17 protein-coding genes are annotated in these 23,603 nt (G+C 49.1%); 14 read left to right on the top strand and 3 right to left on the bottom strand.

The annotated features are described in order from the left end of the window. Positions 1–82: 82 nt before the first annotated feature. Positions 83–433 carry a phage holin family protein gene (locus tag BWK47_RS09705; protein ID WP_162328484.1) on the bottom strand — a complete coding sequence of 117 codons (351 nt, stop codon included), beginning with the start codon at positions 431–433 and terminating at the stop codon, positions 83–85. Positions 434–731: 298 nt separating this feature from the next. Here BWK47_RS09705 and BWK47_RS09700 point away from each other — a divergent pair, with 298 nt between their 5' ends. The 10 genes from BWK47_RS09700 to priA all read left to right on the top strand — a co-directional run bounded on the left by BWK47_RS09700 (position 732) and on the right by priA (position 16,411). Further along, positions 732–2,438, top strand: coding sequence for a potassium channel family protein (locus BWK47_RS09700; RefSeq protein ID WP_162328483.1), 1,707 nt, complete (start codon positions 732–734; stop codon positions 2,436–2,438). Positions 2,439–2,930: 492 nt separating this feature from the next. After that, the gene (locus tag BWK47_RS09695) at positions 2,931–4,010 is read left to right on the top strand and encodes a fatty acid desaturase family protein (protein ID WP_162328482.1); all 1,080 of its coding nucleotides are present in this window, start codon (positions 2,931–2,933) and stop codon (positions 4,008–4,010) included. Positions 4,011–4,055: 45 nt separating this feature from the next. Continuing rightward, complete coding sequence (locus BWK47_RS09690; RefSeq protein WP_162328481.1) at positions 4,056–4,775, top strand: hypothetical protein; 720 nt, start codon at positions 4,056–4,058, stop codon at positions 4,773–4,775. Then, the gene (locus BWK47_RS09685) at positions 4,739–5,878 is read left to right on the top strand and encodes an aromatic ring-hydroxylating dioxygenase subunit alpha (RefSeq protein ID WP_237269585.1); all 1,140 of its coding nucleotides are present in this window, start codon (positions 4,739–4,741) and stop codon (positions 5,876–5,878) included. Before BWK47_RS09690 ends, BWK47_RS09685 begins: the two co-directional genes overlap by 37 nt. Next, positions 5,862–6,767, top strand: coding sequence for a ferritin-like domain-containing protein (locus BWK47_RS09680; RefSeq protein WP_162328479.1), 906 nt, complete (start codon positions 5,862–5,864; stop codon positions 6,765–6,767). The genes BWK47_RS09685 and BWK47_RS09680 overlap by 17 nt, the downstream gene beginning before the upstream one ends. After that, positions 6,764–7,993 carry a P-aminobenzoate N-oxygenase AurF gene (locus BWK47_RS09675; protein ID WP_237269584.1) on the top strand — a complete coding sequence of 410 codons (1,230 nt, stop codon included), beginning with the start codon at positions 6,764–6,766 and terminating at the stop codon, positions 7,991–7,993. The genes BWK47_RS09680 and BWK47_RS09675 overlap by 4 nt, the downstream gene beginning before the upstream one ends. Before the next feature lie 204 nt (positions 7,994–8,197). Next, positions 8,198–12,934 carry an EAL domain-containing protein gene (locus BWK47_RS09670; protein ID WP_162328477.1) on the top strand — a complete coding sequence of 1,579 codons (4,737 nt, stop codon included), beginning with the start codon at positions 8,198–8,200 and terminating at the stop codon, positions 12,932–12,934. A gap of 96 nt (positions 12,935–13,030) precedes the next feature. Further along, positions 13,031–13,378: a YtxH domain-containing protein gene (locus BWK47_RS09665; protein ID WP_041425826.1), complete on the top strand. Its 348-nt coding sequence runs from the start codon at positions 13,031–13,033 to the stop codon at positions 13,376–13,378. 117 nt (positions 13,379–13,495) lie between these two features. Then, entirely contained in the window at positions 13,496–13,909 is a 414-nt protein-coding gene (locus BWK47_RS09660) for a DUF948 domain-containing protein (protein ID WP_162328476.1), read from the top strand. 6 nt (positions 13,910–13,915) lie between these two features. Further along, positions 13,916–16,411, top strand: coding sequence for a primosomal protein N' (priA, locus tag BWK47_RS09655; RefSeq protein ID WP_162328475.1), 2,496 nt, complete (start codon positions 13,916–13,918; stop codon positions 16,409–16,411). An 18-nt stretch (positions 16,412–16,429) separates the two neighbouring features. On the opposite strand, the gene BWK47_RS09650 is transcribed toward priA, so the two are convergent. Beyond that, positions 16,430–18,238, bottom strand: coding sequence for a phosphodiester glycosidase family protein (locus BWK47_RS09650; protein ID WP_237269583.1), 1,809 nt, complete (start codon positions 18,236–18,238; stop codon positions 16,430–16,432). Positions 18,239–18,466: 228 nt separating this feature from the next. Between BWK47_RS09650 and nusB the strand changes: the two genes are divergently transcribed. From nusB to BWK47_RS09630, 4 genes are all read left to right on the top strand, one after another. After that, positions 18,467–19,132, top strand: coding sequence for a transcription antitermination factor NusB (gene nusB, locus BWK47_RS09645; protein ID WP_014407122.1), 666 nt, complete (start codon positions 18,467–18,469; stop codon positions 19,130–19,132). A 16-nt stretch (positions 19,133–19,148) separates the two neighbouring features. Then, positions 19,149–19,628, top strand: a complete 480-nt coding sequence (locus BWK47_RS09640; RefSeq protein WP_237269582.1) for a DUF2996 domain-containing protein — start codon at positions 19,149–19,151, stop codon at positions 19,626–19,628. A gap of 47 nt (positions 19,629–19,675) precedes the next feature. Next, positions 19,676–21,298, top strand: coding sequence for a cation:proton antiporter (locus BWK47_RS09635; protein WP_162328473.1), 1,623 nt, complete (start codon positions 19,676–19,678; stop codon positions 21,296–21,298). Between the two features lie 206 nt (positions 21,299–21,504). Continuing rightward, the gene (locus tag BWK47_RS09630) at positions 21,505–22,089 is read left to right on the top strand and encodes a pentapeptide repeat-containing protein (protein ID WP_237269581.1); all 585 of its coding nucleotides are present in this window, start codon (positions 21,505–21,507) and stop codon (positions 22,087–22,089) included. Here BWK47_RS09630 and radA read toward each other — a convergent pair. Next, a complete protein-coding gene (gene radA / locus BWK47_RS09625) occupies positions 22,075–23,565 on the bottom strand; it encodes a DNA repair protein RadA (protein ID WP_162328471.1) in 1,491 nt (496 codons plus the stop codon). The genes BWK47_RS09630 and radA overlap by 15 nt on opposite strands. Positions 23,566–23,603 lie beyond the last annotated feature (38 nt).

Raw genomic sequence — 23,603 nt, 5'->3', positions numbered from 1 at the left:
AAAACGGTGAAGTTAGAATCAACCCCACCGCATTAATTAAATACTTTGAAATGCCAATGTCATAGCTAAGTCAAACTGTGGACTAGCTGCTGATGGGTAGTAATTGGAAGAGGAGAGAGTTGATAAATCCCAGCAGAATGGCGCCAATGAAGGCACTCCAAAAGCCCCAACGGAGGCTAAAACCATCTACAAAAGCGGCAGCAAGGGCAAAGATGATGGCGTTGACTACGGTGTAAAACAGGCCAAAGGTCAGAAAAATTAGGGGAAAAGTGAAAAACGTCAGTACTGGACGCACTAGGGCGTTGAGTAAACCGATAACGACGGCAGAAATGAGGGCTTTTTTAAAGCTGGAGATTTCTACCCCTGTGGGCAGTTGGGCAATGATCAGCAGGCTGACTGAGGTGACAATCCAGACGATAAGTAGTTGTAACATTTTCCCTCCGTTGGTAATTACAATGGTGGACTAAAACAATGCCCCCATCTTAAACGTTGGCCGCAATGATTGGCAGATCAATTTCAGTACGATGCTGGGGCTAGGGCGATCGCCGAGTTGAGCAAAATGATTGAACGGTGACAGTTTTGCTAGCGTTGTCTGGAGAGAATGGAGACAATGAAATGGCCGGGCTAGCAAAGGGCAGTTTGGTGAGTTTTAACCAGTTCCAGCGGCCCTGGGATAAGGCTTACCGTCGGTGACATTTTTTTCCTTCAGATTCCCCTTTTTTTAGGACGTTATGAAACCGCACATCATCGTTTGTGGTTTGGGGCAAACGGGTTATCGAATTTTTAGCTTGCTTAAACAACAGGGAGCGGAAGTGATTGGCGTTTCCGATCGCCCCGTGCCAGGGGAAAATCCCAGCAATATTGTGGTGGGGGAACTGAACTCCACTGTCACCCTGACTAGGGCCGCCATCCACACCGCCCAAACTTTGGTGCTAGCCACCAGTGACGATGCCTTAAACTTGGCTATTCTGACCCAGGCCCGTATTCTGAATCCCCGCATTCGCATTGTTAATCGTTTGTTTAACCATGCCCTGGGTAAACGTTTAGACACCACCTTGCCAGACCACGTTAGTTTGAGTGTTTCCGCCCTGGCGGCCCCAATTTTTTCCTTTGCGGCTTTGGGCAATCAGGCGATCGGGCAATTGCGTTTGTTTGACCAGACTTGGCCCATTCAGGAAATTGTCATTCACCAAGACCATCCCTGGCTCAATTTACCCCTGGCGGATTTATGGGATGATCCGAGCCGAATGTTGATCTATTACCTACCGGCCCACAGTGAAACGGATTTAGTAGGCGCAGTAGTGAATAATTTAACGTTGCAAGCTGGGGACCATTTAATAGTGGGACAAAAACCCCAACCCAAGACCAAACGGCGATCGCCTTGGCGAAAATTTTCCAAACTAATTACCAACCTGCGGGAGTATCAGCGGTATGTCCAACAGGTGATATGGGTAGTGTTGTTTTTATTGTTGATGATTTTTCTGGCCACCTTCATCTACGTTTCCATTGATCAACATATTGCCCCAGTGGACGCGTTGTATTTTTCCGTGGGCATGATTACCGGAGCCGGTGGCAAGGAAGAGGTGGCCGAAAAGTCCCCCGATATCATCAAAGTATTCACAGTGGTGATGATGATCGCCGGGGCGGGGGTGATTGGTATTTGTTATGCCCTACTGAATGATTTCATCCTTGGCAGTCGCTTTAGTCAGTTTTTGGATGCGGCCAAGTTACCCGATCGCCATCACATCATCATTTGTGGGTTGGGAGGGGTGAGCATGGCTATTATTGACGAGTTGACCCACCAGGGCCATGAAATTGTGGTGATCGAAAAGGATACAGATAATCGTTTCTTGCATACGGCCCGCTCCCTGGGGGTGCCCGTAATTGTGGAGGATGCCCGCCTAGAAAGAACGTTGGCCTGCGCCAATATCAACCGAGCCGAAGCCATTGTGGTGGCCACCAGCGACGACACCGTTAACTTGGAAATTGGCCTAACTGCCAAGGCGATCGCCCCTAGCCTGCCAGTGGTGTTGCGTTGCCAGGATGCCCAGTTTAGCCTGTCCCTCCAGGAAGTATTTGAATTTGAAACGGTGCTTTGTCCGGCGGAATTGGCCACCTATTCCTTTGCGGCGGCGGCCCTGGGGGGCAAAATTTTGGGCAACGGCATGACCGATGATTTGCTGTGGGTAGCCCTAGCCACCTTAATCACTCCTAACCATCCCTTTGCCGACCAATTGGTCAAAATTGCGGCCCAAAAATCTGATTTCGTTCCCCTCTATCTAGAACGGGGGGGTAAAACCATCCATAGCTGGGAATTATTGGGCACCCATCTCGACTCTGGAGACGTGTTGTATTTAACCATGCCCGCCACTGCCCTGGAGCAACTTTGGCGATCGCCCCGTGCCACTGCTGATCCTCTGGACTCTTTTTTGGTTTAGCATGGGGGGATGGAACTCTTGACTCAGCCCAATGGTGATCAAGAAGGAACGCTTTGTCTATGTTTAGTATTTTTAAGTTAACTAACAGCAGAGAATAACTTCCAAAAGAAATTAAGCTCAAAAAGTAGCAAAATAAGTTTAATTTGTAACTAAGTTTTACTGCTAAACGACGGTGCAAAAAAGTCAGATAAAATAAAAATTTCACTTCGGTTTTATATTGTGACCATGGTTCCCAGGCATCTGCTCTAGGGAGTTTTTCCGCTGCCTTTAGAGTATTTTCTCCAAGTCGGCTAACTCCCCCATTTTTAGGCAAAATCATATACAGACTATCCCAATATTGCCAGAGCTTTGATGACTCACTGTAGAAGGCAAACTAAAATTCTAGCAATGGACTCCCAGTTGGAATAAATTTTTAGCCTCCCCCGGCGCTGGAGTTTTTTTGTAGTTAATGGCGGTATAATGTGAAAGTTTTTTATCTATTTAAATTTATAAATGCTAACAGCGGAAAGAATTAAATTTACCCAGAAACGGGGGTTTCGTCGGGTACTAAACCAACGGGTGGATGCCTACTTTGCCGAGCATGGCCTGACCCAAAAGGATAATCCCTCCATGTATCTGAAAACCCTGATTATTGTGCTCTGGTTGTTTTCCGCTTGGGCCTTTGTGCTTTTTGCTCCAGTTATTTTTCCGGTGCGCCTACTGGGTTGTATGGTTTTGGCGATCGCCTTGGCGGCTTTTTCCTTCAATGTCGGCCACGATGCCAACCACAATGCCTATTCCTCCAATCCCCACATCAACCGGGTTCTGGGCATGACCTACGATTTTGTCGGGCTATCTAGTTTTCTTTGGCGCTATCGCCACAACTATTTGCACCACACCTACACCAATATTCTTGGCCATGACGTGGAAATCCATGGAGATGGCGCAGTACGTATGAGTCCTGAGCAAGAACATGTTGGTATTTATCGTTTCCAGCAATTTTATATTTGGGGTTTATATCTTTTCATTCCCTTTTATTGGTTTCTCTACGATGTCTACCTAGTGCTTAATAAAGGCAAATATCATGACCATAAAATTCCTCCTTTCCAGCCCCTAGAATTAGCTAGTTTGCTAGGGATTAAGCTATTATGGCTCGGCTACGTTTTCGGCTTACCTCTGGCTCTGGGCTTTTCCATTCCTGAAGTATTAATTGGTGCTTCGGTAACCTATATGACCTATGGCATCGTGGTTTGCACCATCTTTATGCTGGCCCATGTGTTGGAATCCACCGAATTTCTCACCCCCGATGATGAGTCCGGTGCCATTGATGACGAGTGGGCTATTTGTCAAATTCGTACCACGGCCAATTTTGCTACCACTAATCCCTTTTGGAACTGGTTTTGTGGCGGTTTAAATCACCAAGTTACCCACCATCTTTTCCCCAATATTTGTCATATTCACTATCCCCAACTGGAAAATATTATTAAAGATGTTTGCCAGGAATTTGATGTGGAATATAAAGTTTATCCCACCTTCAAAGCGGCGATCGCCTCTAACTATCGTTGGCTAGAGACCATGGGCAAAGCGTCTTGACCTACCCTTGGGATGGGACAAGATTGCAAAAATTTTGAGAAATCTATGGTTGAAGCCTTTCTCCTACCGGCGGCTAAAATTACTGACTCTGACCAACTAGCAATGCTTACCCTGCTCCAAACCCACTTTGAGGGGGTTTATTGGCCGCAGTTTCAAGCTGACCTAGGAGGCAAAGATTGGGTGATTTTGCTCAAATCCGCTGGGATATTGAAAGGCTTCACCACCTTTGGTTTCTACCCTGCCCTATGGGAAGGACAAACCGTCAGAATTGTTTATTCCGGTGACACCATCACCGACCCATCCATGTGGTCTAACCCAGCCCTGGCAAAGGCTTGGACCAAGGCCATGCAGATGCTCCACGGGACCAGGCCAGAAAAACTGTATTGGCTCCTCATTTCCTCTGGCTTCCGCACCTATCGATTTTTGAGCATTTTTGCCAAGGAGTTTTATCCCCACTATCTCCACCCCACCCCCGCCCCGGTACAAAATTTTATCGACCAGCTAGCCCAGGAAAAATTCCCAGGCAATTATGACCCCAGTTTGGGCATTGTGCGTTTACCCCAGCCCCAGATATTAACCCCTAACCTGCGCCAGGTGCCAACAGAAAAATTAGGCGATCGCCATGTGGAGTTCTTTTTGCAAAAAAATCCCGGTCATGTTGAAGGGGATGAGTTGGTTTGTTTGGCGGAGGTGTCGGAGGAAAATTTGACCAAAGCGGGACTAAGAATTTGGCATTCCAGCTATGCTGTAAATATCTTGAGCTAATTGGTCTGACCACCGTGGTCTTTCTACCTAAACCGAACTCTGCCAAAGTGTTTAATCAGCCCCAGCGCTTCGTGGCCGGTTGGTATTGGTTGCTGCGCTCAAAACAATTAAAACATGGCCAAGTTAAAGCGGTATTTTTACTAGGTAAAGACTTGGCGGTTTATCGCACTAACAGTGGCAAAGTAGTAGCGATGGATGCCTATTGTCCCCACATGGGAGCCCATTTGGCCGAGGGTAAAGTGGAAGGGGAAAGTTTACGTTGTTTTTTCCACAATTGGCGATTTGATCACCATGGGCATTGTGTGGAAGTGCCCTGCTTAGCTAAATCATTGCCGGTGAAAGTTAATAGCTGGCCCGTGATGGAAGCCTATGGTTTAATTTGGCTCTGGACTGGGAATCAGCCTAGTCAAACTTTGTCTGTGCCGCCAGAGTTAGCCGAGGAAAAAGTGGCCAGTGCATTGGGTAAAAATTTTACAAAAGCTTGCCATCCCAATGTGGTGATGGTTAATGCCATCGATGCCCACCATTTCAATACGGTACATAATTTTCCCGTGGAAATTGACTTTAAATCCAAGGTTATTGATCAAAATATCATTAGTTTTGCTAACACTACCAAGGGGGGGAATGATTCCCTTTTAGTGCGTTTGATTAAACCCTTTTACCGGGAATCAGGTACCTATAATTTATCCTATTGGTTTGGCAGTACGGGAACGGTAACTTTGGGGCCAGATTTTTTACATTTTTATATTATGTTTACCCTGCGCTTAGGCAAAAATGGGCAAACGGAAGGGCAAACAATTTTGTTAACCAAGCATCGCCCTGGGCTTTGGGGTTGGTTTATTAACGGCATCATTCTTTGGCTAACTAAGCTAGTGGGTAATTACTTTGCTAAGGGAGATACAAAAATTTTTCAGACAATTAAATTTGCGCTTAAAACACCTTTAGCAGAAGATAAATCGATTCTTGAATTTATTCACCATCTGGAACAACAACCTGTTCTCCAGTGGGAAACTTGGCAACCACTAGACGAAGAAAAGTCCCTGCTTGTCCCGGTAATAAATAACCACAATGGAAGTGTAAAAATCCATGGCACAAACTGTTAGTGGCTTTAATTTACCTTCCCTTGCCTCCGGCGATCGCCTACATCGGATTCTCGCCTCTGCTCTGGATAGACCGAGGGAGGAGGAAACTCTTGATTTGACCCACAAATTATATTGGCCCGCCGAATATTTTGGCTTAAACCAAGTCACCATATTTCAACAGGCCAGCGCCGTGGAACAGGCAACAATTTTGGCGATCGCCAACCGGGATTTGCTCACAGAAATTTATTGGGTGGAGCAGGCCGGTATAGGCTATATGACTAAAATGTCACTGTTAGCAGAAACTCGTGAAGAACGAATTTTATACAGTTTATTTGCCGCCGATGAAGCGCAACATTTATGCCAAATTGAACAATTTTTTCAGCAAAAGCCAGAGTTTAATCAGGATAGTTTTTTATCTTTTATGGGGCAATTATTGGAAGCCGACGATAAAGCCCTGTTACTAACTATGGTGCAGGTAGTGCTAGAGGGTTGGGGGCTGAGCCATTACCGTTCCCTGGCACACCATTGTCGGGACAATCATCTGCAAGCAACGTTACAAGGATTTTTAGATGCTGAAGCCCGTCACCATGCGGCAGGAGTCCAGCAATTACAAACCTGGCCGTATGAGCAACAAAGTCTGGATAATATCTACCAGGCATTAAGGGAATTTTTGCACATGGTCCAGGTGGGGCCCCAAAGATTGGTCAAAGCTATAGAACAGGGCAAAGGTTATTTATCCTCTGGCAATCGCCGACAAATTTTTGAGGAGTTGAAAACGGAAGAACACAGTCAACAAAAACTTAATCTTTTGCGTTCCTTAATGAACCATGGAGTGCCCTCAGAAATTGTCATTCGTCTGGAGGGACAACAATGTTTTCTGCCCTATAGTGCTGAGCAATGTGTACTATGACTGCTGTGATTAATTCCTTGTCTCAACCCAATGCTACATCAACATCCTTGTTGGCAAAAGATAGCAAAACTCGAAAAAAGTTAGAGCTTAATTACCGCCGGGCGAAGCAAACAGATCACAGTCCTAATTTAGATCAATTGGCGGAGCAATTTGATTATCAGCAATGCCGGGATCAATACTGGCAAGCACCGGAATTTTCTTTACTTTATGGCACTCCCCTTTGGGAACAGTCTAGTCCAGGGCAAAAATTAATTCTGAATCATCTTTATTGGGTGGCTTACTACAGTCAAATTATTGCGGCGGAAGTGGCGACTATTTTCTTCAATCAAACCAGTGCCACTGGTTTATATCCTCTGACAGATTTTCGTTTAGTTTGTGACACCCTAGACCTGGAAACTTCCCAGGAACGTTGCCATATCCATGCTTTTCAGACTGTAATTGACCAAGTAGAGTCAACCCTATTCGGCGGTAATCTATTTGGCCAACCCCGGCGATCGCCATTCCGGGAAACGATGATTTTTGCCAACACAAATTGGTTTAAAAATTGGTGGAAAGGTTTGCAACTCCAAGGCTTTGGTTTACTGTCTGCCAACAATGCTTTTTTAGCTTCTCAATATCTTACAGTAAGGGGATTGCGGACTTTAAATGGCAAATTAGTGCAGCATAAGCTGAGTAGCTTTTACCGACCCCAGGAGCCGGAAAGTAATACCATCCCGACCCAAATTTCCTATTACCATTTCCTAGATGAAAGCTTTCATTTCAATACCTCCACCATTTTGTCCCAAGACGTTGGACGTCTTCTCCCTGCTCCCACTGTCTTTGAGCGGCAATTGGTCAATTTAGGCATTAGGGGATGTCAAAGGGATCACTACCATGTGTCCGTTGCCATCAATGGGATTTTTTGGTATGACCCCGCCCTGTATGGCACCATTACGAAGCTATTAACCTCGCCTCTATTTGGCCTTTCCGCCCAGGAATGTAAAGTCATGCTTTGGGCCTGTTTCGCCCAGGAAACGGAAGCCTTGCACCGTAGTTTTCAAACCCATCAAGAAGCCTGGTTATCCTATCAAGCTTACCTAGACCCCCTACCGTTTGTAGACCGGACAAATAAATCCATGGCTCTGATGAAGGGCAATTCCAGGGAACGTTATTTAAAACTCCAGGGCAAGACATTGCAGCGATTTTTGCAAACTGCCCTATCGGTTCACCATCCAACGGAAAAATAAATAGTATTAGCCCTATCAAAAATTCAGTAAATTTTGTTTAAACTTGTTTAGACTGGTGGTGGTGTGGAGAAACGTATAAACTCCATCCCCCAATGATTAGCACAGATTAGGTCTCCCCTCGGAGTAAGCAACAGGAAGGAAAGTACTATTTCCAAGATGGTAGCTCCGGCATTTTCCCCTGGGTAATCTATCCCCAATTTCCCGATGTCCATCATGTCCTCTCCTCCGTCTTCGGTTCCCCCCCATCAGGGGCAGGGATTTTGGCGGGGAGTGGTTTTGCTTGTCTTGATTTTTTTGATTATTTTTGGGGGATTTGCCGTTGCCCGCTGGCGCATAGAAATGGCTAGCGAAAGAATGCGTCAACAGCTGCTGAGCCAGGTGGAAATGGTCTCCTTGAACCTAAACTTTCGACGTTTCCAAGAGCTTTCCTTAACCCCAGAAGACTTGGACAATCCTTCCTTCCAAAGACTCCACAATCAGATGACTGCCTACGCTCAGACATTCGGCCACCGTAGCATCTACACCATGGTCATAAGGAGTGGAAAAATTCTTTTTGGCCCTAATAGCCTTAAACCCGGAGATTTGCTTGCCCACGCCCCTGGTGCCGTCTATAAAAATCCCCCGGAGGCGGTCCGACAGTTATTTGAGCCCCCTTCCAAAAAATTGGTCATTGGTCCATACCACAGTGAACGGGGTAATTTTGTTTCGGCCTATGCCCCCATCCTACAGCCCCGCTCCGAAAGGGTTTTGGTGATCGTTGCCATGGATATGGAAGCGAGTCAGTGGCACCAAAAATTACAGCAAAAACTCTGGACTCCCCTCCTGTTCTCCGTGGGACTAATAGCCTTAATTTTAGGAGGAGATTATCTGCTCCAGGAACGCCGCCGCTGGAGAAATTCTTTCATCACTAACCAAGGGGAGGCTTTGGCCACGGCGATCGTGGGTCTGTTCCTAACCCTGGCCCTAACAGCAGTGGTCCAGGAGAATTCTTTACTCAATAGCCAAAGAAATTTTAGCCAACTTGCCATCCCCAGGGCTAATCTGTTTGCGCAAAAACTTTGGGAATTGCAAAATTATGGTCTTTCCAGCCTCAATAGCTTTATGGAGTCCAGTGAGGAGGTGACCCGTGCTGAGTTTGCCCGGTTTACCCTACCCATGATTAGGGAATTGAGTATTCAAGCCTGGGAATGGATTCCCAAAGTTACCGCCGCCGATAGGGAAAATTTTGAACGTAGGGCCCGGGAGGATGGGCTAGAGAATTTCCAAATTTTTGAACTTAATCGTCGGGGGAAACCCGTTCCTGTCCAGGGAAGGGAAGCTTATTATCCGATTTTTTATGCAGAACCCTTGGCGGGTAATGATATAGCCCTGGGCTTCGATGTCAGTTCTAACGAGTCTGCCAAAATGGCTTTGGATGAAGCCCTTGAGAATAGACTACCCACCGCCACCAATCCCCTGACTTTGATCCAAGAATTGGGCAAACAAAGGGGCATTGTTGCTTATTCCCCAGTGTTTGCCGACGGTAATCTAGAAACCCCTCCCATGGGGGTAGCAGCGGTGGTGTTGCGATTGAACGACTTTTTGACCCAAACTTTTGGAGAAATTAGTTTTGGCGATAAATCCCTGGAATTGCAGTGGTTGCAACTAAGTGTGGATCGATCGCCCCTGGTTTTGGCTTCGTCTGCCCCTTCTCCCTTCTCTCTGAACAATTGGCAGAGCAATAAGGAGCTATTCCAGGTTTACCCCCTGTTTATTTTTGGCAGGGCCTATGCACTGCTACTTTGGCCGGGGCCAGAGTTTAACCAGAACTATCCCAAGCAAATGGCCATGGTCGCTTTTGGTGTGGGTACGGGGATCACAGTTCTCGTCACCATCATTGTGGCAATTATCACCAACAGTCAGGCCAATCTCACCTATCAGATTAGGCAAAGAACTAAAGAATTACGGGCAACCCTGGGGCAATTGCGGGAACGGGTCAAGGAAATGGATTGCCTTGTGGCGATCGCCCAGATGGGCCAACAAGCGGATTTGGTGCTGGAGGAGTTTTTACAAAACACCGTAGACCTTTTGCCCCTGGCTTTCCGCTACGAAAAATTAGCTTCCGCCCGTTTGACCTGGGGCAACTCCATCTACCAAAGCCCTAACTATCAAAAGACCGATTACTGTTTGACCGCAGAATTCCAAACGGAACATTTCCATCGGGGCCAGTTAGAAGTTTTCTATGGCGAAGAACGGGATTTTTTGCCGGAGGAAAAAGCACTACTCAACACGGTCAGCCAATTTCTGAGTCGTTTCCTCGAATCCCATTACACCGAAATCATCTTAGAAAGAAATGAGCGCAATTACCGGGAAATTTTTAACTCCACCCACGAAGCCATTTTTATTCAAGATGCTCACCGGGGCACAGTGCTGGATGTGAATCAATCCATGTTGACCATGTATGGCTATGGCAATAAAGAACAGGTGATTGGTCGCCCCATTGGTGATTTCAGTGCCTATAAACCGGGTAAAACTGAAGCAGAAATTGAGCAAAAACTCCGCCAAGCCAGAAACGCTGAGCCCCAAATGTTTGAATGGTTAGCGAAAAAACAAGATGGCAGCCTCTTTTGGGCCGAAGTGTCCATTCAACCCACGGTGATTGACGGCAAATCCCGGTTACTGGCCGTGGCTCGGGATATCAGTGAACGCAAACAAAACCAGCGCCGCATTGAATATCTCTCCCGCCTGTACGCCACCCTGAGTCAGGTTAACCGAGCCATCATCGAAAATCGTGAACGGGATGATTTATTCCGGGCCATCTGTGATGTGGGAGTGGCAGTGGGGCAATTTTCCCTGATCTGGTTTGGGCTCATTGACCCCGATCGCCAAACGATTATTCCCTACATGGCCGGGGGTCACACCACCGCTTACCTAGAAAATATCCGCATCACATTCAAAGACGAACCGGCCGGCCGGGGCCCCACCGGTACCGCCGCTAGGGAAGGAAGATTGGTGATCTGCTCCGACATTAGCCAAGACCCCAAAATGGCTCCTTGGCGTGGCAGTGCCATGCGCTATGGCTTTCTTTCCTCCGCCGCTGTACCCATCCGCCAGGGCGGCCAAGTAGTGGGGGTGTTGACTTTTTATTCCCAGGAAGCCGGGTTTTTCAGCGAAGACGAGCAGGATTTACTCCAGGAAATTAGCGATAACATTTCCTTTGCCCTGGATGCGATCCAATTAGACCAGGCCAACCAGCGGGCCCAGAATCAATTAGGAGAAAACGAAGAACGGTTACGCCTGGCTCTGGAGGCGGCCAACCAAGGTTTTTACGATCTCAATTTACAAACGGGTCAAGCCGTAGTTTCGCCCCAATACGGGCAAATTTTGGGCTACGACCCCCAGTATTTCCAAGAAACTGAGCAACGCTGGCTGGAGCGCATCCACCCCCAGGATCAGCAAAGGGTCAGGGAAATCTACGACCAATATATCCAAGGAAAAATTCCCCGTTACGCAGTGGAGTGTCGCCAACGAACCATGGCGGGGCAATGGAAATGGCTCCTTTCTCTGGGCAAAATTGTCGAGTGGGATAGCCAGGGCAAACCCCTGCGGATGTTGGGCATTTTGACCGATGTGACGGAACGAAAACAGGCGGAGGCCCAGATTGAAACCCTGGCCTATTACGATCCCCTCACCGCTTTGCCCAACCGTCGTTTATTGTTGGACCGGGCGGAAAATGCCTTGGCTTTAGCCCAACGGTCGAGGCATTTCGGTGCCATTGTTTTAATTGACCTCGATGGCTTTAAAACCCTCAACGATGCCCGGGGCCATGACAGCGGCGATCGCCTATTGCAGATGGTGGCAAAAAGATTGGCCGATAGTTTGCGGGATTCCGACACCGTAGCCCGTTTGGGGGGAGATGAATTCATTGTGCTGTTGCCGGAGTTGGCCCATGAGCGGGAATTGGCGGCTAGGTTGGGGTTGGGGGTAGGGGAAAAAATTCGCCAAGCCCTAGCCACTCCTTTTACTCTGGAAGCGGAACAGGTACAGATCAGCGGTAGTATCGGCATCACCCTCTTTCCCAAACTGAACGAAAAAGTTAGCGATTTGTTTAAAGAAGCGGACACGGCCATGTACCAAGCGAAAAAGGCTGGCCGGGATAAGGTTTGTTTATTCGAGTCGCAAATGCAGTTGGAAGTGGAGTCCCGCTTTGCCCTGGAGGCGGATCTACGATCTGCCCTGGAACAAAAACAATTCCAGGTTTATTTGCAACCCCAGGTGGATAGTAATGGTGTCTGGATTGGAGCGGAGGCTTTACTCCGTTGGAATCATCCCGGTCGGGGTTTTATTCCCCCCAACATTTTCATTCCCATTGCTGAAGAAATTGGCTTAATCGGGGGCATTGGCGATTTTGTGTTGGAGCAAGTTTGTCAGTACTTAGCCCGGCTGCAACAATTGGGCTTAACTCTGCGCATTGCCATTAATGTCAGTCCCCGCCAATTCCGCCAAGCCAACTTTGCCAAGGAAATCAAAAACCTGCTGGCCTGCACCGGAGTAGACCCCTATCGCCTCACCCTGGAAGTGACGGAGGGTTTAATTGTGGAGGATACCCACCAGGCGATCGCCACCATGTTTGAGCTACAAACCCTGGGTATTCATTTTTCCGTGGATGATTTTGGTACGGGCTATTCCTCCCTGGCCTATCTGAAACGGTTACCCCTGAATGAACTGAAAATTGACCGAGCCTTTGTCCAGGATGCGCCCCAGGACCTCAACAATGCCGCCCTGGTGGAAGCCATCATTAGCGTAGCCCGCACCTTTAATCTGGCGATCGTGGCAGAAGGGGTGGAAACGGAGGAACAGGTGCAATTTCTAGCCCAGTTGGGTTGCAATTTTTACCAGGGTTATTTCTACGGTCGCCCCATGCCCATAGATGAATTTCACCAAAAATTAACCGCCAGTTAAAGTTGGCCGAACGGATTAACCCAGACAAATGGGGGAATGAGGCCAGCATTTTCTCCCCTTCCACTAGAATGGGGGAAATTCTTTTTACGGGGGAACATGGCCAGCAATAACAAAGGTGGCGCTCTGTTGGCAGGCATGGTAATTGGCGGTTTAGTGGGATCGGTGACTGGGTTATTGTTAGCCCCCCGTTCCGGCAAACAAACCAGGCAACTGTTAAAAAAATCTGCCGACGCCCTCCCTGATTTAGCCGAGGATTTAGCCACAACTCTGCAACTCCAGGCGGATTATCTTTCCGAAGCCACCCAACGTAATTGGCAGGGCACCCTGGAACGACTCAAAGAGGCGATCGCCGCTGGGGTGGAAGCAACCCAAACCACCGTGGTGTCAGAACCGGAACCAAAACCAAGGGACATTACAGCGGAAACTACCCTGGCGGACAGTTAGTTTTTTAATTAATCCTTGGGCTGGTTATGGTTGTTTAAATCCTTCCCCACCAGAAACTTGTGGCCACCGCTGTCGCCCCTCCCCCCATTGCCCCCGTAGTTGACTTTTTCTGTACCTATGACCGAACCCCTTTTCTGGCTGGGTCTTTCCCTCACCCTGGTGTCCATTAGCCTGACCGCCGTATTGGTGGTGGCCCTGCCAGCCCTGCAGGAATTAGGTCGAGCGGCCCGCAGTGCAGAAAAATTATTTGACAGCCTTAATCGGGAATTTCCCCCCACGTTGGAAGCCATTCGTTTAACGGGTTTGGAAATTAGCGAATTGACAGATGATTTAAACCAAGGGGTCAGAACAGTGGAAGACGTAGTTCAAACCGTGGACCGGGGCGTAACCATCACCAAAGAGGGAGCCAAAAAGGTGCAAGGGGGTTCCAAACGCTTTGTAGCGGGAGTCAAGGCAGCCTGGCATTCCTGGCAAGTCTATCCCACAGAGCATTTAGCCGTGGAGAGCAAGGGAAAAAATGGCAAAAAGTAAAGAAATATGACTGTTTCTCCCTTAGCCCTGGCGGAATTGGGGTTTAACTACCAGGAAGAAGATTCAGTGCGCCCTTGGGCGGCGGTGCTGGTGGATTTACCCCAAAATGAAGGGGTTTATACCTATGCCATTCCCCCAGATTTAACGGTGCAGGATGGGGACATTGTGGCGGTGCCCTTTGGTAACCAACAGTTGGGAGGCATTGTGGTGGGTTGTTTGACAAAACTGCCACCGGATTTGCCGCCGGAAAAAATTAAGCCCATTCAAGACGTAATTGTGTCGGGCTTTTTTGCCCCCCATTATTGGCGGTTGTTACATTGGTTGGCGGAATATTATTGCACCGAGTTAATCACCGTTATTCGCATGGCTTTGCCACCGGGGTTACTCCAGCGGTCCCAGCGCCGCATTAAATTGAATGGCGATCGCCTGCCATCGGATTGGCCATTGTTTTTGAGTCAACCGTCCCACCAGGGAGCAAGGCAAATTCTAACCCTACTGCAATCATCTAAGGAAGGGGATTATAGTTACCGTTACCTGCGGCAAAAAGTGCCAGGACTGACCAAGGCATTGCGGGATTTGCTCAAACGGCAATGGGTGGAAAGTTACCTCGAACCCCCCAAAGCAGTTCGGCCCCAGTTACCCAAAATGGTGACTTTATTAAATTTTGACCCTGGCGCAAAACTGACAGAATTACAGGCCAGATCCCTGACGGTGCTCAAAAACCAAGGGGGGGAAATGTGGTTAGCGGATTTACTCAAAGCAGTGCCCTGTTCTGCCTCTACCATTCAATCCTTGGCAAAAAAAGGACTAGTGGCGATCGCCGAACGGGAAAAATTACGACTTTTCCAGCAACCGTCGGTTAATGCCAGCCAAGCTCCAGAACTAACTCCTGCCCAACAGCAAGCCTGCCAAACTATCCTGCCCCTCCAGGGTTACCATCAAGTTTTACTCCACGGCGTTACGGGCTCTGGCAAAACGGAAGTTTATCTGCAAATCTGTGGCGATCGCCTGGGCAAGGGCCAATCGGTTTTAGTGCTAGTACCGGAAATTGGTTTGACCCCCCAGCTAACCGACCGTTTTCGGGCCCGCTTTGGCAATAAGGTGGCTGTGTACCATAGCGGCCTATCTTCCGGGGAAAAGTACGACACCTGGCGGCAAACTCTCCTAGGCCATGAACAGATTGTCATTGGTACCCGTTCCGCTATTTTTACGCCCCTGCCTAATCTGGGATTAATCATCCTTGATGAAGAACATGACAGTAGCTTTAAGCAAACCCAGTTAACTCCTAATTACCATGCCCGCACCGTGGCCCAACGCCGGGCCGAACTTGAACAATGCCCCCTCATCCTGGGTTCCGCTACCCCTTCTTTGGAAAGCTGGCATACAGTTCATCGCCATCAAAATGACCCCCAGCGACATTACCTAGAGTTACCAGAACGGGTGCAGTCCCGCCCCCTACCCCCGGTGCAAATTGTCGATATGCGGGCGGAATTAAAACAGGGCAATCGCTCCATTTTTAGTCGGGCTTTACAAACTGCCCTGGGGGAACTCAAAGCCAAACAACAGCAAGGTATTTTGTTTATTAACCGCCGGGGCCATAGCACCTTTGTCTCCTGTCGCAGTTGCGGTTACGTGTTGGAATGCCCCAACTGTGACGTGTCCCTTTCCTATCACTACGTCCAGGGCGGTGGCCAACCCCTGCTGCGGTGCCATTACTGTAACTATGCGGAAACCCAGCCCAAAGTGTGTCCGGAATGTTCTTCCCCCTATCTGAAATTTTTTGGCAGTGGCACCCAAAAAGTGACCGAAGCCCTAACCCAAGAATTTCCCGATTTACGCTGGATTCGCTTTGACAGTGACACCACCCGCAGAAAGGGAGCCCATCGACAATTGTTGGAGCAATTTAAACAGGGGGAAGCGGATTTACTGGTGGGAACCCAAATGTTAACCAAAGGGTTAGATCTAGCCCAGATTACTCTGGTGGGAGTGGTAGCCGCCGATAGCTTGCTCAATTTTGCCGATTACCGTTCCGCTGAGCGGGGTTTTCAAACCTTAACCCAGGTCAGTGGCCGGGCTGGCCGGGGAGAAGAGCCGGGGCAAGTGATTATTCAAACCTATACTCCCCACCATCCTGTGATCCAAGCCGTTAAAACCCACAATTACCATGGTTTTATTGCCCAGGAGTTACCCCAACGGGAAATGTTAAATTATCCCCCCTACGGCAAGTTAATTTTGCTCCGCTGTTTGGGGACTAATGCAAAGGAAGTGGAAAAAACGATCCAGGCGATCGCCGTTTTGTGTGAACAACTTTTACCCAAGACCGTGGAGATTTTGGGGCCCGCACCGGCCAGTATTCTCCGCATTGCCCAACGGTATCGCTGGCAGTTGTTAGTTAAATATCCCAGCTCCGTTAAGGCAATTTTGCCGCTGGAGAGAATTAAACAAATCTGCCCTAGCTCCGTTTACCTGGATATTGACGTGGACCCCCTCAGCATTGATTAGGGTCGGCACAACCATTATTTAACGAACAAACACCCCAATGGCATTGCTCACCCGGGCCGCCGTTACCGGCGATCGATCCAGCAACTGACCCCCCAGGGCCAGGGAGGTGGAACTGCCGCCATCTAAATTTAAAGCATTCACTGCCCCCAACTGTTGCAAAATTTGGGCAAATTCCCCCAAGCTAGCTCCAGCTTCCCCCACCCGGTTATGGCTAGCCACCAGGATAATGTTGCCGTTTCTGTCCACGGCGATCGCACTGCGGGAAGCCCGTTGTTGTTGAAAGGCACTGGAAAAACCTTCCCCTGTTGCATTGAGCACCACACGACCTTGATCAATTAATAAGGGCCCTGCCCCCATGCCGTTGGGGAAAGCGTTGAAAGCTTCCGGCGTCGATCGCCCATTGACGTTAAGGGTGGTTCCCACAGCCAGAACCCCGGCGGGAATTTGGTTGCCCCGGTCAATGATTAAATAACCATCGCTGGGAATGGGCATTTGCTGTTGGCCCGCTTTGGGCAAAGGATATTGGGCAGTGACCTGGTTATTTTGCACCACATAAACCTGTTCGTTATCACTGAGGGGAACATAGCTGGGGCCCCAGGCGGGGGTATAGCGGGCAATGCCCCGTTGCACATAGCCACTGTTGAGATAATTGGCGGTTAACCGTTGCCCCGACCCAGTGGTGATTATTTCCGACAAAGATAGGCGCCCAAAAGTGGTTTGTCCCTGGTCATTCCAGGCGATCGCCCCCCGGTTCAAAATCGGCCCCGATCGCCAATTTTGCTGACTCCACACTGCCCCTAGGGGAAGTTGATTATTGCGGTTGAAAAAGCCCGCATTGATAGCTACCGCCGCCTGTTGATCCCTAGCAATGGCCACCAACGGTGCTGTGCCCTGGGCCATGGTGGGATTGGCCATTAAAGGTCGTAAAGAAATGCCTGGCGATCGGGGGTTAATGGTGACAGTGGTGACGGGAAATTGGCCGCCGCTGATATTGACAAAGCGCTGTTGCCAAGTAATGCCCTCTGTCCAGTTGATAGTTTTGACCGGAGGAGCATCAGCCCGGGCATCGATCACCAAACGGAAGGGAGAAGTAAGGGTACTAACCTGGAGCTTGTAACCCACGGGTAATTGAAAATGGACTTTGGTAATAGTCCCCAATCTTTCGAGGCGATAACGAACTTGTTGCCCGCCGCTGGTTTTACCACCCAAATCGTCCTGGTCAATGGCCTGTAGTCCGGGGGCGTTGGCATTGCCTTGGCTACCGATGGTACTGCTGGCGTTAATGGTGACAACGGCTTCTTCCCTGGCTTGGCTCACTTGCCAAAAGGCTGGTTGGCTTAGTTCCAACACTACCCTTTCCCCCCAGGATTGCCGACCGTCCCGCACGGTCAGAATTTGGGCATTGGTGTTGGGCATCACGAGGGTATTGCCCTGGGGCTGTACTGTACCCAATGGTTGCAAGAGGGAAGTTACATCCAGGTAACGATTGGGAGCGACAAAACGGGCGTTTAAAGTTTGGCGATCGCCACTGAACCATTGCACAGGTTGCTGATTGGGGCTGGTGTTATCAAGCAGATCTAGCCCTAGAAACTGCATGGCCCCAGTATCCCCAAGGCCGGTGCGGGTCTGGCCTCCCTCCTGCCATTGACCCCAGGCCACAGGATAGGATTTACCGTCAATGCTAATTTGATTGCCCTGTTGAATAAAATCTGAAGAGGATTGGGCCACCACTGGACTGGGCAAAAACAGTTTTAGCCCCAGCATTACCGCCAGAGTAAGAACAAATAAGCACGAAAAACCAAACCAATTTCTAGTCCAATTAACCATTTTCAGCAAATCCCCTAGGGCCATGGAGCCATTCTGCCATTAATCCACAATGGAACCAATCCTTTGGTGCCGGCTCTGGCACAGGGTAAACCCATCGGCATTGGTGAGTTGCATGGTAATCGAAATCCAGTCGGCGATCGCCTAGGCTTGGGCCAGATTGTCCAAGTAACCAACAATGGCCATAGGATCAGAGAAAGTATTGCTCCTGATTTGCTGAGATTTGAACCTATGCTTGCCCGTCAACAACCCCGCCGTGTGGCCCGTGAACTGTCCCTGTTGAGCCTAAGCCAATTGAGCCGCAAGGACACTAAGCCCGAAACCTTGGAGCAAGGCGACCTGGAAGCATTGTTGTTGGCCGCCACCCGCACCCTGAGTGGGGAAGTCCATGAAATTTTAGAAACGGCCTCGGCGGAATTGAGTCGTAGCCATGAACGCCTGTTAAACAGTGAAATCCGGGCCAGCAACCTCAACAGTGCTAAGGCCATGTTGGAAGAGGCTATGACCCTAACGGAAACGGTGATTAATCGCCTAGCCCTAGCGGTGGATTTACCGGAAACGTTGCAGTTGGCGGGGCAAATGGAAGTACGAAAATTTGCGTTGGAATTGATTGGCACTGTCTGTCGCCGCCGCCAGCAGATTGATGAGCAGTTGCAAGAAGCAATGGTGGACTGGCAACTGTCCCGCCTGGCCAAAATAGATCAAGACATACTCCGTCTGGCGATCGCCGAATTGGATTACCTTGGTGTGCCCCAAAAAGTGGCCATCAACGAAGCGGTAGAGTTAGCCAAGCGCTACTCTGGTCAGGACGGTCATCGTTTTATCAATGGGGTACTGCGCCGGGTCACGGAAAAAAAGACTGACGGAGCCCCCGTCACCCCTGGTGAACCCCGCTAATATTTGTTATTTTTTTGTGACTGCCCCCAAGGGCACTCATTCCCCATTATGGCGATCGCCCCCCAAATTAATGACAGAAGCCAAAGCCCCCGCTGAAAAGAAAGCTAAGCCCCCCGCAGTGGAAGAGAAACCCTTCACCGAATTCATCAAGCAGGATTTTCTACCCGCTCTCCAAAGTGCCCTCGGTAAACTCGGTCTGGGTCAGGTAGCCCTGGATTTTAACCAACAACCTCTGGCCATCCCCGGTGCCGACAACACCGCCTACTGGCAAGTACAGGGTACCTGGAGTGGCGATCGCCAAATGTCTAAACAGTTCAACCTCTATTTCTTCCAGGAAGACATCAAAGGTCCCAAAGGCTTTGCCTACAGCGTTGATAATCGTCCCCCCAGCACTCTAGAGTCCTTTATGATTGACGAACGTAAAGTCACCCTAGATCTGATGGTGCTCTACACTCTCCAACGATTAAACGGTCAAAAATGGCTAGGGGGCAACTAAATCCAGACCAACTCCCAGTGCCCAGGCAAAAGTAACTCCCAAGCTCCATGATTAAGCTCCCCGCTCTCCTTGCTGACATTAATATCCAGAGTCTGCCCGCCGAGCCGGAGCTAATCCTCGATAATTTAGCCATCACCACCCTAGTGGAGAATTTGATCATTCTTCTCTTGGTAGCCACCCTAGTGGCCCTGGTGGCCCGTTGGCTAAAAATTCCCTATGTGATCGGCTTAGTCCTGGCCGGTTTAGCCATTCCTCGGGGTCTATCAGTCGGACTAAATCCTGAACTAATCTTCAACCTATTTTTGCCCATTCTCATTTTTGAAGCGGCAATCAACACGGACATCAGCCGTTTACGCAGCACCATCAAACCCATTGCTGTGTTGGCAGGTCCTGGGGTCGTAATATCGGCCGCGATCACCGCTGTGTTGTTAAAAATGGGGCTGGGTTTAGCTTGGATTACTGCTGCCGGGGTTAGTGTCATCCTCACCATCACCGACACCGTTTCCGTCATTGCCGCCTTTCGGAGTGTGCCCGTTCCCCGCCGTTTAGCCACCATTGTGGAGGGGGAAAGCTTGCTCAATGATGGGGTGGCCATGGTGTTGCTCAGTGTTATTACTGCCATCCATATTCAAGGGGGTTTTAGTGCTGGGGAAGGCATTAAACAAATTTTTGTCGCCTTTGTGGGGGGCGGCTTGGTGGGTCTGGGGCTGGGTTATCTCTGTGTGGGCCTCTTTCGCCAACTCAACGATGACCTGAGTGATATTCTCCTCACCGTGTCCGTTTCCCTTGGAACTTTTCAGATTGGCCAAATGCTGGGGGTTTCCAGTGCGATCGCCGTGGTGGTGGCAGGGTTAGTAATTGGCAATTTGGCTTTAAAACAGACTTCTGCCTCGATTAAAGTCACCCTGTTGAGTTTTTGGGAATATGCCGGTTTTGGGGTTAATACCCTAATCTTTCTGTTGGTGGGCATTGAGGTATATCCTCGCATTCTTTTGAGCACTATCCCCGCTGCCCTGATCGCCATTGTTGCTTACCAAATTGGCCGCATTTTTTCCATCTATCCCCTACTTTATCTGCTCCGCTTCTTTGATCGACCCTTGCCCCTACGCTGGCAACATGTTCTGATCGCTGGCAACGTGAAAGGGTCTCTCTCCATGGCCCTAGCATTGGCCTTGCCCCTCACTTTACCGGGAAGGGAACAGGTAATTACCCTAGTGTTCAGCACCGTGATGGTTTCCCTAATTGGACAGGGTTTAAGTCTGCCTTGGGTGGTGAAAAAATTACAATTGAGCAAATCTTCTCCCCTAGCTCAAAAAATTGCCGTACTCCAGCTAAATTTAGTCACAGCCAAAGCGGCCCAAGCGGAATTGAAATATCTGTTGGAAACAGGCAGTTTACCTAAATTTTTATACGAAGAATTATTCGCTGATTACCAAGCTCGCATTGCCAATTCTGAGCAAGAGTTAAGAGGATTTTATAACCAAAGAAATTTAATTTTTTCCGAAGGAGAGGTGGAAAAAGAATACATTGATGGTCTATACCGTCGTCTCTACATAGCAGAAAAAAGTGCCATTAATGATGCCTTAGCAAAGGGAATATTAGCCGATGACATCAGCGATGAATATTTACAGGTATTGAATGAAAAGCTTTTAGCGCTGCAGGATGATTGATGAATTTAACGGTAGGGATAGCGATAATTTAGTTTGTTTTTAAGATTTCTCCTGGCTCTCCATTTTTTGGGGAAACTAAATAAGGTTATCCCCCATGTTCGGATCTTTGACAGCTCGGTTCTAGGGACAAACTAAAACTCGACCAACAGGCTCTTAGGCACTGATGTATAGTGGAAAAAGGTAAGCGCTATGGGAGCTGGATGTTAATGAATTTTTTAGTAATTTGTCAGAGATTTTTTGCCCCTAATCTATTCCCATGGAAGGCGATCGCCGGGGTCCAGAGGAAAAAGCTCCAGTTCCTCCGCCCATGGCAATCCAGAGTTCAGGCCGGCATAATAATTGCTACTTTTATCCTTGCTTTGACAGGCCTAGCAAGTCCTAGCCTTGCCCTAGACTATAACCGGGGTAACTTGGTGGGGGCAGATTTTTCCCATCAGGATCTGCGGGGTTCCATCTTTGACCATGCCAATTTACGGGGAGCAGACTTCACCGGGGCCAATCTGCAGGGAGCACGATTCTTTTCTGCCAACATGGATGGGGCTATTTTAGAGGGGGCCGATGCCCGGGGTGTGGATTTTGAGTCCGCCCGTCTGACCCATGCCAATCTCCGCAATGCCCGTTTGGAGGGTTCCTTTGGCACCAACACTAAGTTCGGTGAAGTGGACATCGAGGGAGCTGATTTGACGGATATTATTCTGCGGCCCGATACGGAGGATTATCTTTGTGGGCTAGCTAAGGGAACCAATCCAGTCACAGGGCGGGAAACGAAAGAGACTCTATTTTGTCCCTGACCCATTGTCTTGATCCGTTGCATTTTCGTTGGCTGGTAGAGCCACGGCGATCGCCGCAAAGACTTTGCCTACAGGGATCAACTTGATGCCAGCGGATTCAATGCCCGTTTGACCTTTGGGCACAATGGCCTTTTTGAACCCTAACTTTGCCGCTTCTTTTAAACGAATTTCTAACTGAGAAACGGGGCGAATTTGGCCGCCTAAACCGATTTCCCCCAGAATAATCATGGTTGGGTCCACCACCCGGTCCCGGAAACTAGCCACCAAGGCGATCGCCATGGCCAAATCCACCGCCGGTTCTTCCACCTCCAGACCCCCCGCCACGGACAAGTACGCATCCAATTTGGAGAGGGGTACCCCCAGGCGTTTTTCCAATACAGCCAGAACCTGTAAAAGGCGATTGTAGTCCACCCCCGTAGTCGATCGCCGGGGGGAAGCGTAACTGGTGGGACTCACTAAAGCTTGCAATTCCACCACCAAGGGGCGGGTACCTTCACAAGCCACAGTGATGGCGGTGCCGGACATAAATTCCTCCCGACTGCCCAAAAATAATTGGGACGGGTTGAGCACTTCCTGCAGCCCCGATTGCACCATTTCAAAAATGCCGATTTCCTGGGTGGCCCCAAAACGATTTTTTACGGATCTCAGCAAGCGATGGGATGCAAATCGATCGCCCTGAAAATACAACACCGTATCCACCAAATGCTCCAACACCTTCGGCCCGGCGATCGCCCCTTCTTTAGTTACGTGCCCCACAATAAACAAACTAATGTGATCTCGCTTGGCCAATTGCATTAATAAACCCGTACATTCCCGCACTTGGGAAACGGAACCAGGGGCCGAACTAAGGGCCGGAAAATATAAATTTTGAATACTGTCAATGATGGCCACCTGGGGTTGCAGGGCTTCCAATTCCCGCAAAATATCGTCCAAATTAGTTTCCGGTAAAACAAATAAATTGCCATCGTGGGCAAGATTGTTTATGCCATCTTGAGCTTGGCTTGGCTCAACGGTTTGGGTAATGCCTAAGCGGGTGGCTCGGAGCTTAATTTGTTGTCCTGATTCCTCCGCTGAAACATATAAAATCCGGGGCAAACGGGTAGCCAACTGGAAAGCCACCTGGAGCAACAAAGTGGATTTGCCAATGCCCGGATCTCCGCCAATTAAAATTAACGCCCCTGGTACAATGCCCCCTCCCAAAACCCGGTCCAACTCCCCATAACCAGAGGGGAAACGCCCTTGATTTTCGTGGCGAATTTGGGAAAAAGTTAAAGCAGATTGGGGCTGGCCGGTTTTTACCTTGGAAGAACGGGATTTTTGCGCCCCTAAACTACGGTGATTGGTCCCACTAGAAACGGCATTGACAATTTCCTCCTGCAAACTTCCATACTCATGGCATTTGGGGCAGCGGCCAAACCATTGGGCATGATCCGCCCCACAGGCAGAGCAAACAAACTTTGTCCGGGCTTTAGCCATGGGTTGTCAATGGAGGAGAAACTTAGGGCCCTATCTTC

Origin of the sequence: Synechocystis sp. CACIAM 05 (assembly GCF_010222815.1) — a bacterium.
Lineage (GTDB): Bacteria > Cyanobacteriota > Cyanobacteriia > Cyanobacteriales > Microcystaceae > Synechocystis.
Note: the sequence above shows the minus strand (reverse complement) of the source record. Positions and strands in the feature narration are given on the sequence as shown.

Excerpts from the sequence above, each read along its gene's own strand:
- BWK47_RS09705 (WP_162328484.1), bottom strand. The coding sequence starts at position 433 with ATGTTACAACTACTTATCGTCTGGATTGTCACCTCAGTCAGCCTGCTG.
- BWK47_RS09700 (WP_162328483.1), top strand. The coding sequence starts at position 732 with ATGAAACCGCACATCATCGTTTGTGGTTTGGGGCAAACGGGTTATCGA.
- BWK47_RS09695 (WP_162328482.1), top strand. The coding sequence starts at position 2,931 with ATGCTAACAGCGGAAAGAATTAAATTTACCCAGAAACGGGGGTTTCGT.
- BWK47_RS09690 (WP_162328481.1), top strand. The coding sequence starts at position 4,056 with ATGGTTGAAGCCTTTCTCCTACCGGCGGCTAAAATTACTGACTCTGAC.
- BWK47_RS09680 (WP_162328479.1), top strand. The coding sequence starts at position 5,862 with ATGGCACAAACTGTTAGTGGCTTTAATTTACCTTCCCTTGCCTCCGGC.
- BWK47_RS09675 (WP_237269584.1), top strand. The coding sequence starts at position 6,764 with ATGACTGCTGTGATTAATTCCTTGTCTCAACCCAATGCTACATCAACA.
- BWK47_RS09670 (WP_162328477.1), top strand. The coding sequence starts at position 8,198 with ATGTCCATCATGTCCTCTCCTCCGTCTTCGGTTCCCCCCCATCAGGGG.
- BWK47_RS09665 (WP_041425826.1), top strand. The coding sequence starts at position 13,031 with ATGGCCAGCAATAACAAAGGTGGCGCTCTGTTGGCAGGCATGGTAATT.
- BWK47_RS09660 (WP_162328476.1), top strand. The coding sequence starts at position 13,496 with ATGACCGAACCCCTTTTCTGGCTGGGTCTTTCCCTCACCCTGGTGTCC.
- priA (WP_162328475.1), top strand. The coding sequence starts at position 13,916 with ATGACTGTTTCTCCCTTAGCCCTGGCGGAATTGGGGTTTAACTACCAG.
- BWK47_RS09650 (WP_237269583.1), bottom strand. The coding sequence starts at position 18,238 with ATGGTTAATTGGACTAGAAATTGGTTTGGTTTTTCGTGCTTATTTGTT.
- nusB (WP_014407122.1), top strand. The coding sequence starts at position 18,467 with ATGCTTGCCCGTCAACAACCCCGCCGTGTGGCCCGTGAACTGTCCCTG.
- BWK47_RS09635 (WP_162328473.1), top strand. The coding sequence starts at position 19,676 with ATGATTAAGCTCCCCGCTCTCCTTGCTGACATTAATATCCAGAGTCTG.
- BWK47_RS09630 (WP_237269581.1), top strand. The coding sequence starts at position 21,505 with ATGAATTTTTTAGTAATTTGTCAGAGATTTTTTGCCCCTAATCTATTC.
- radA (WP_162328471.1), bottom strand. The coding sequence starts at position 23,565 with ATGGCTAAAGCCCGGACAAAGTTTGTTTGCTCTGCCTGTGGGGCGGAT.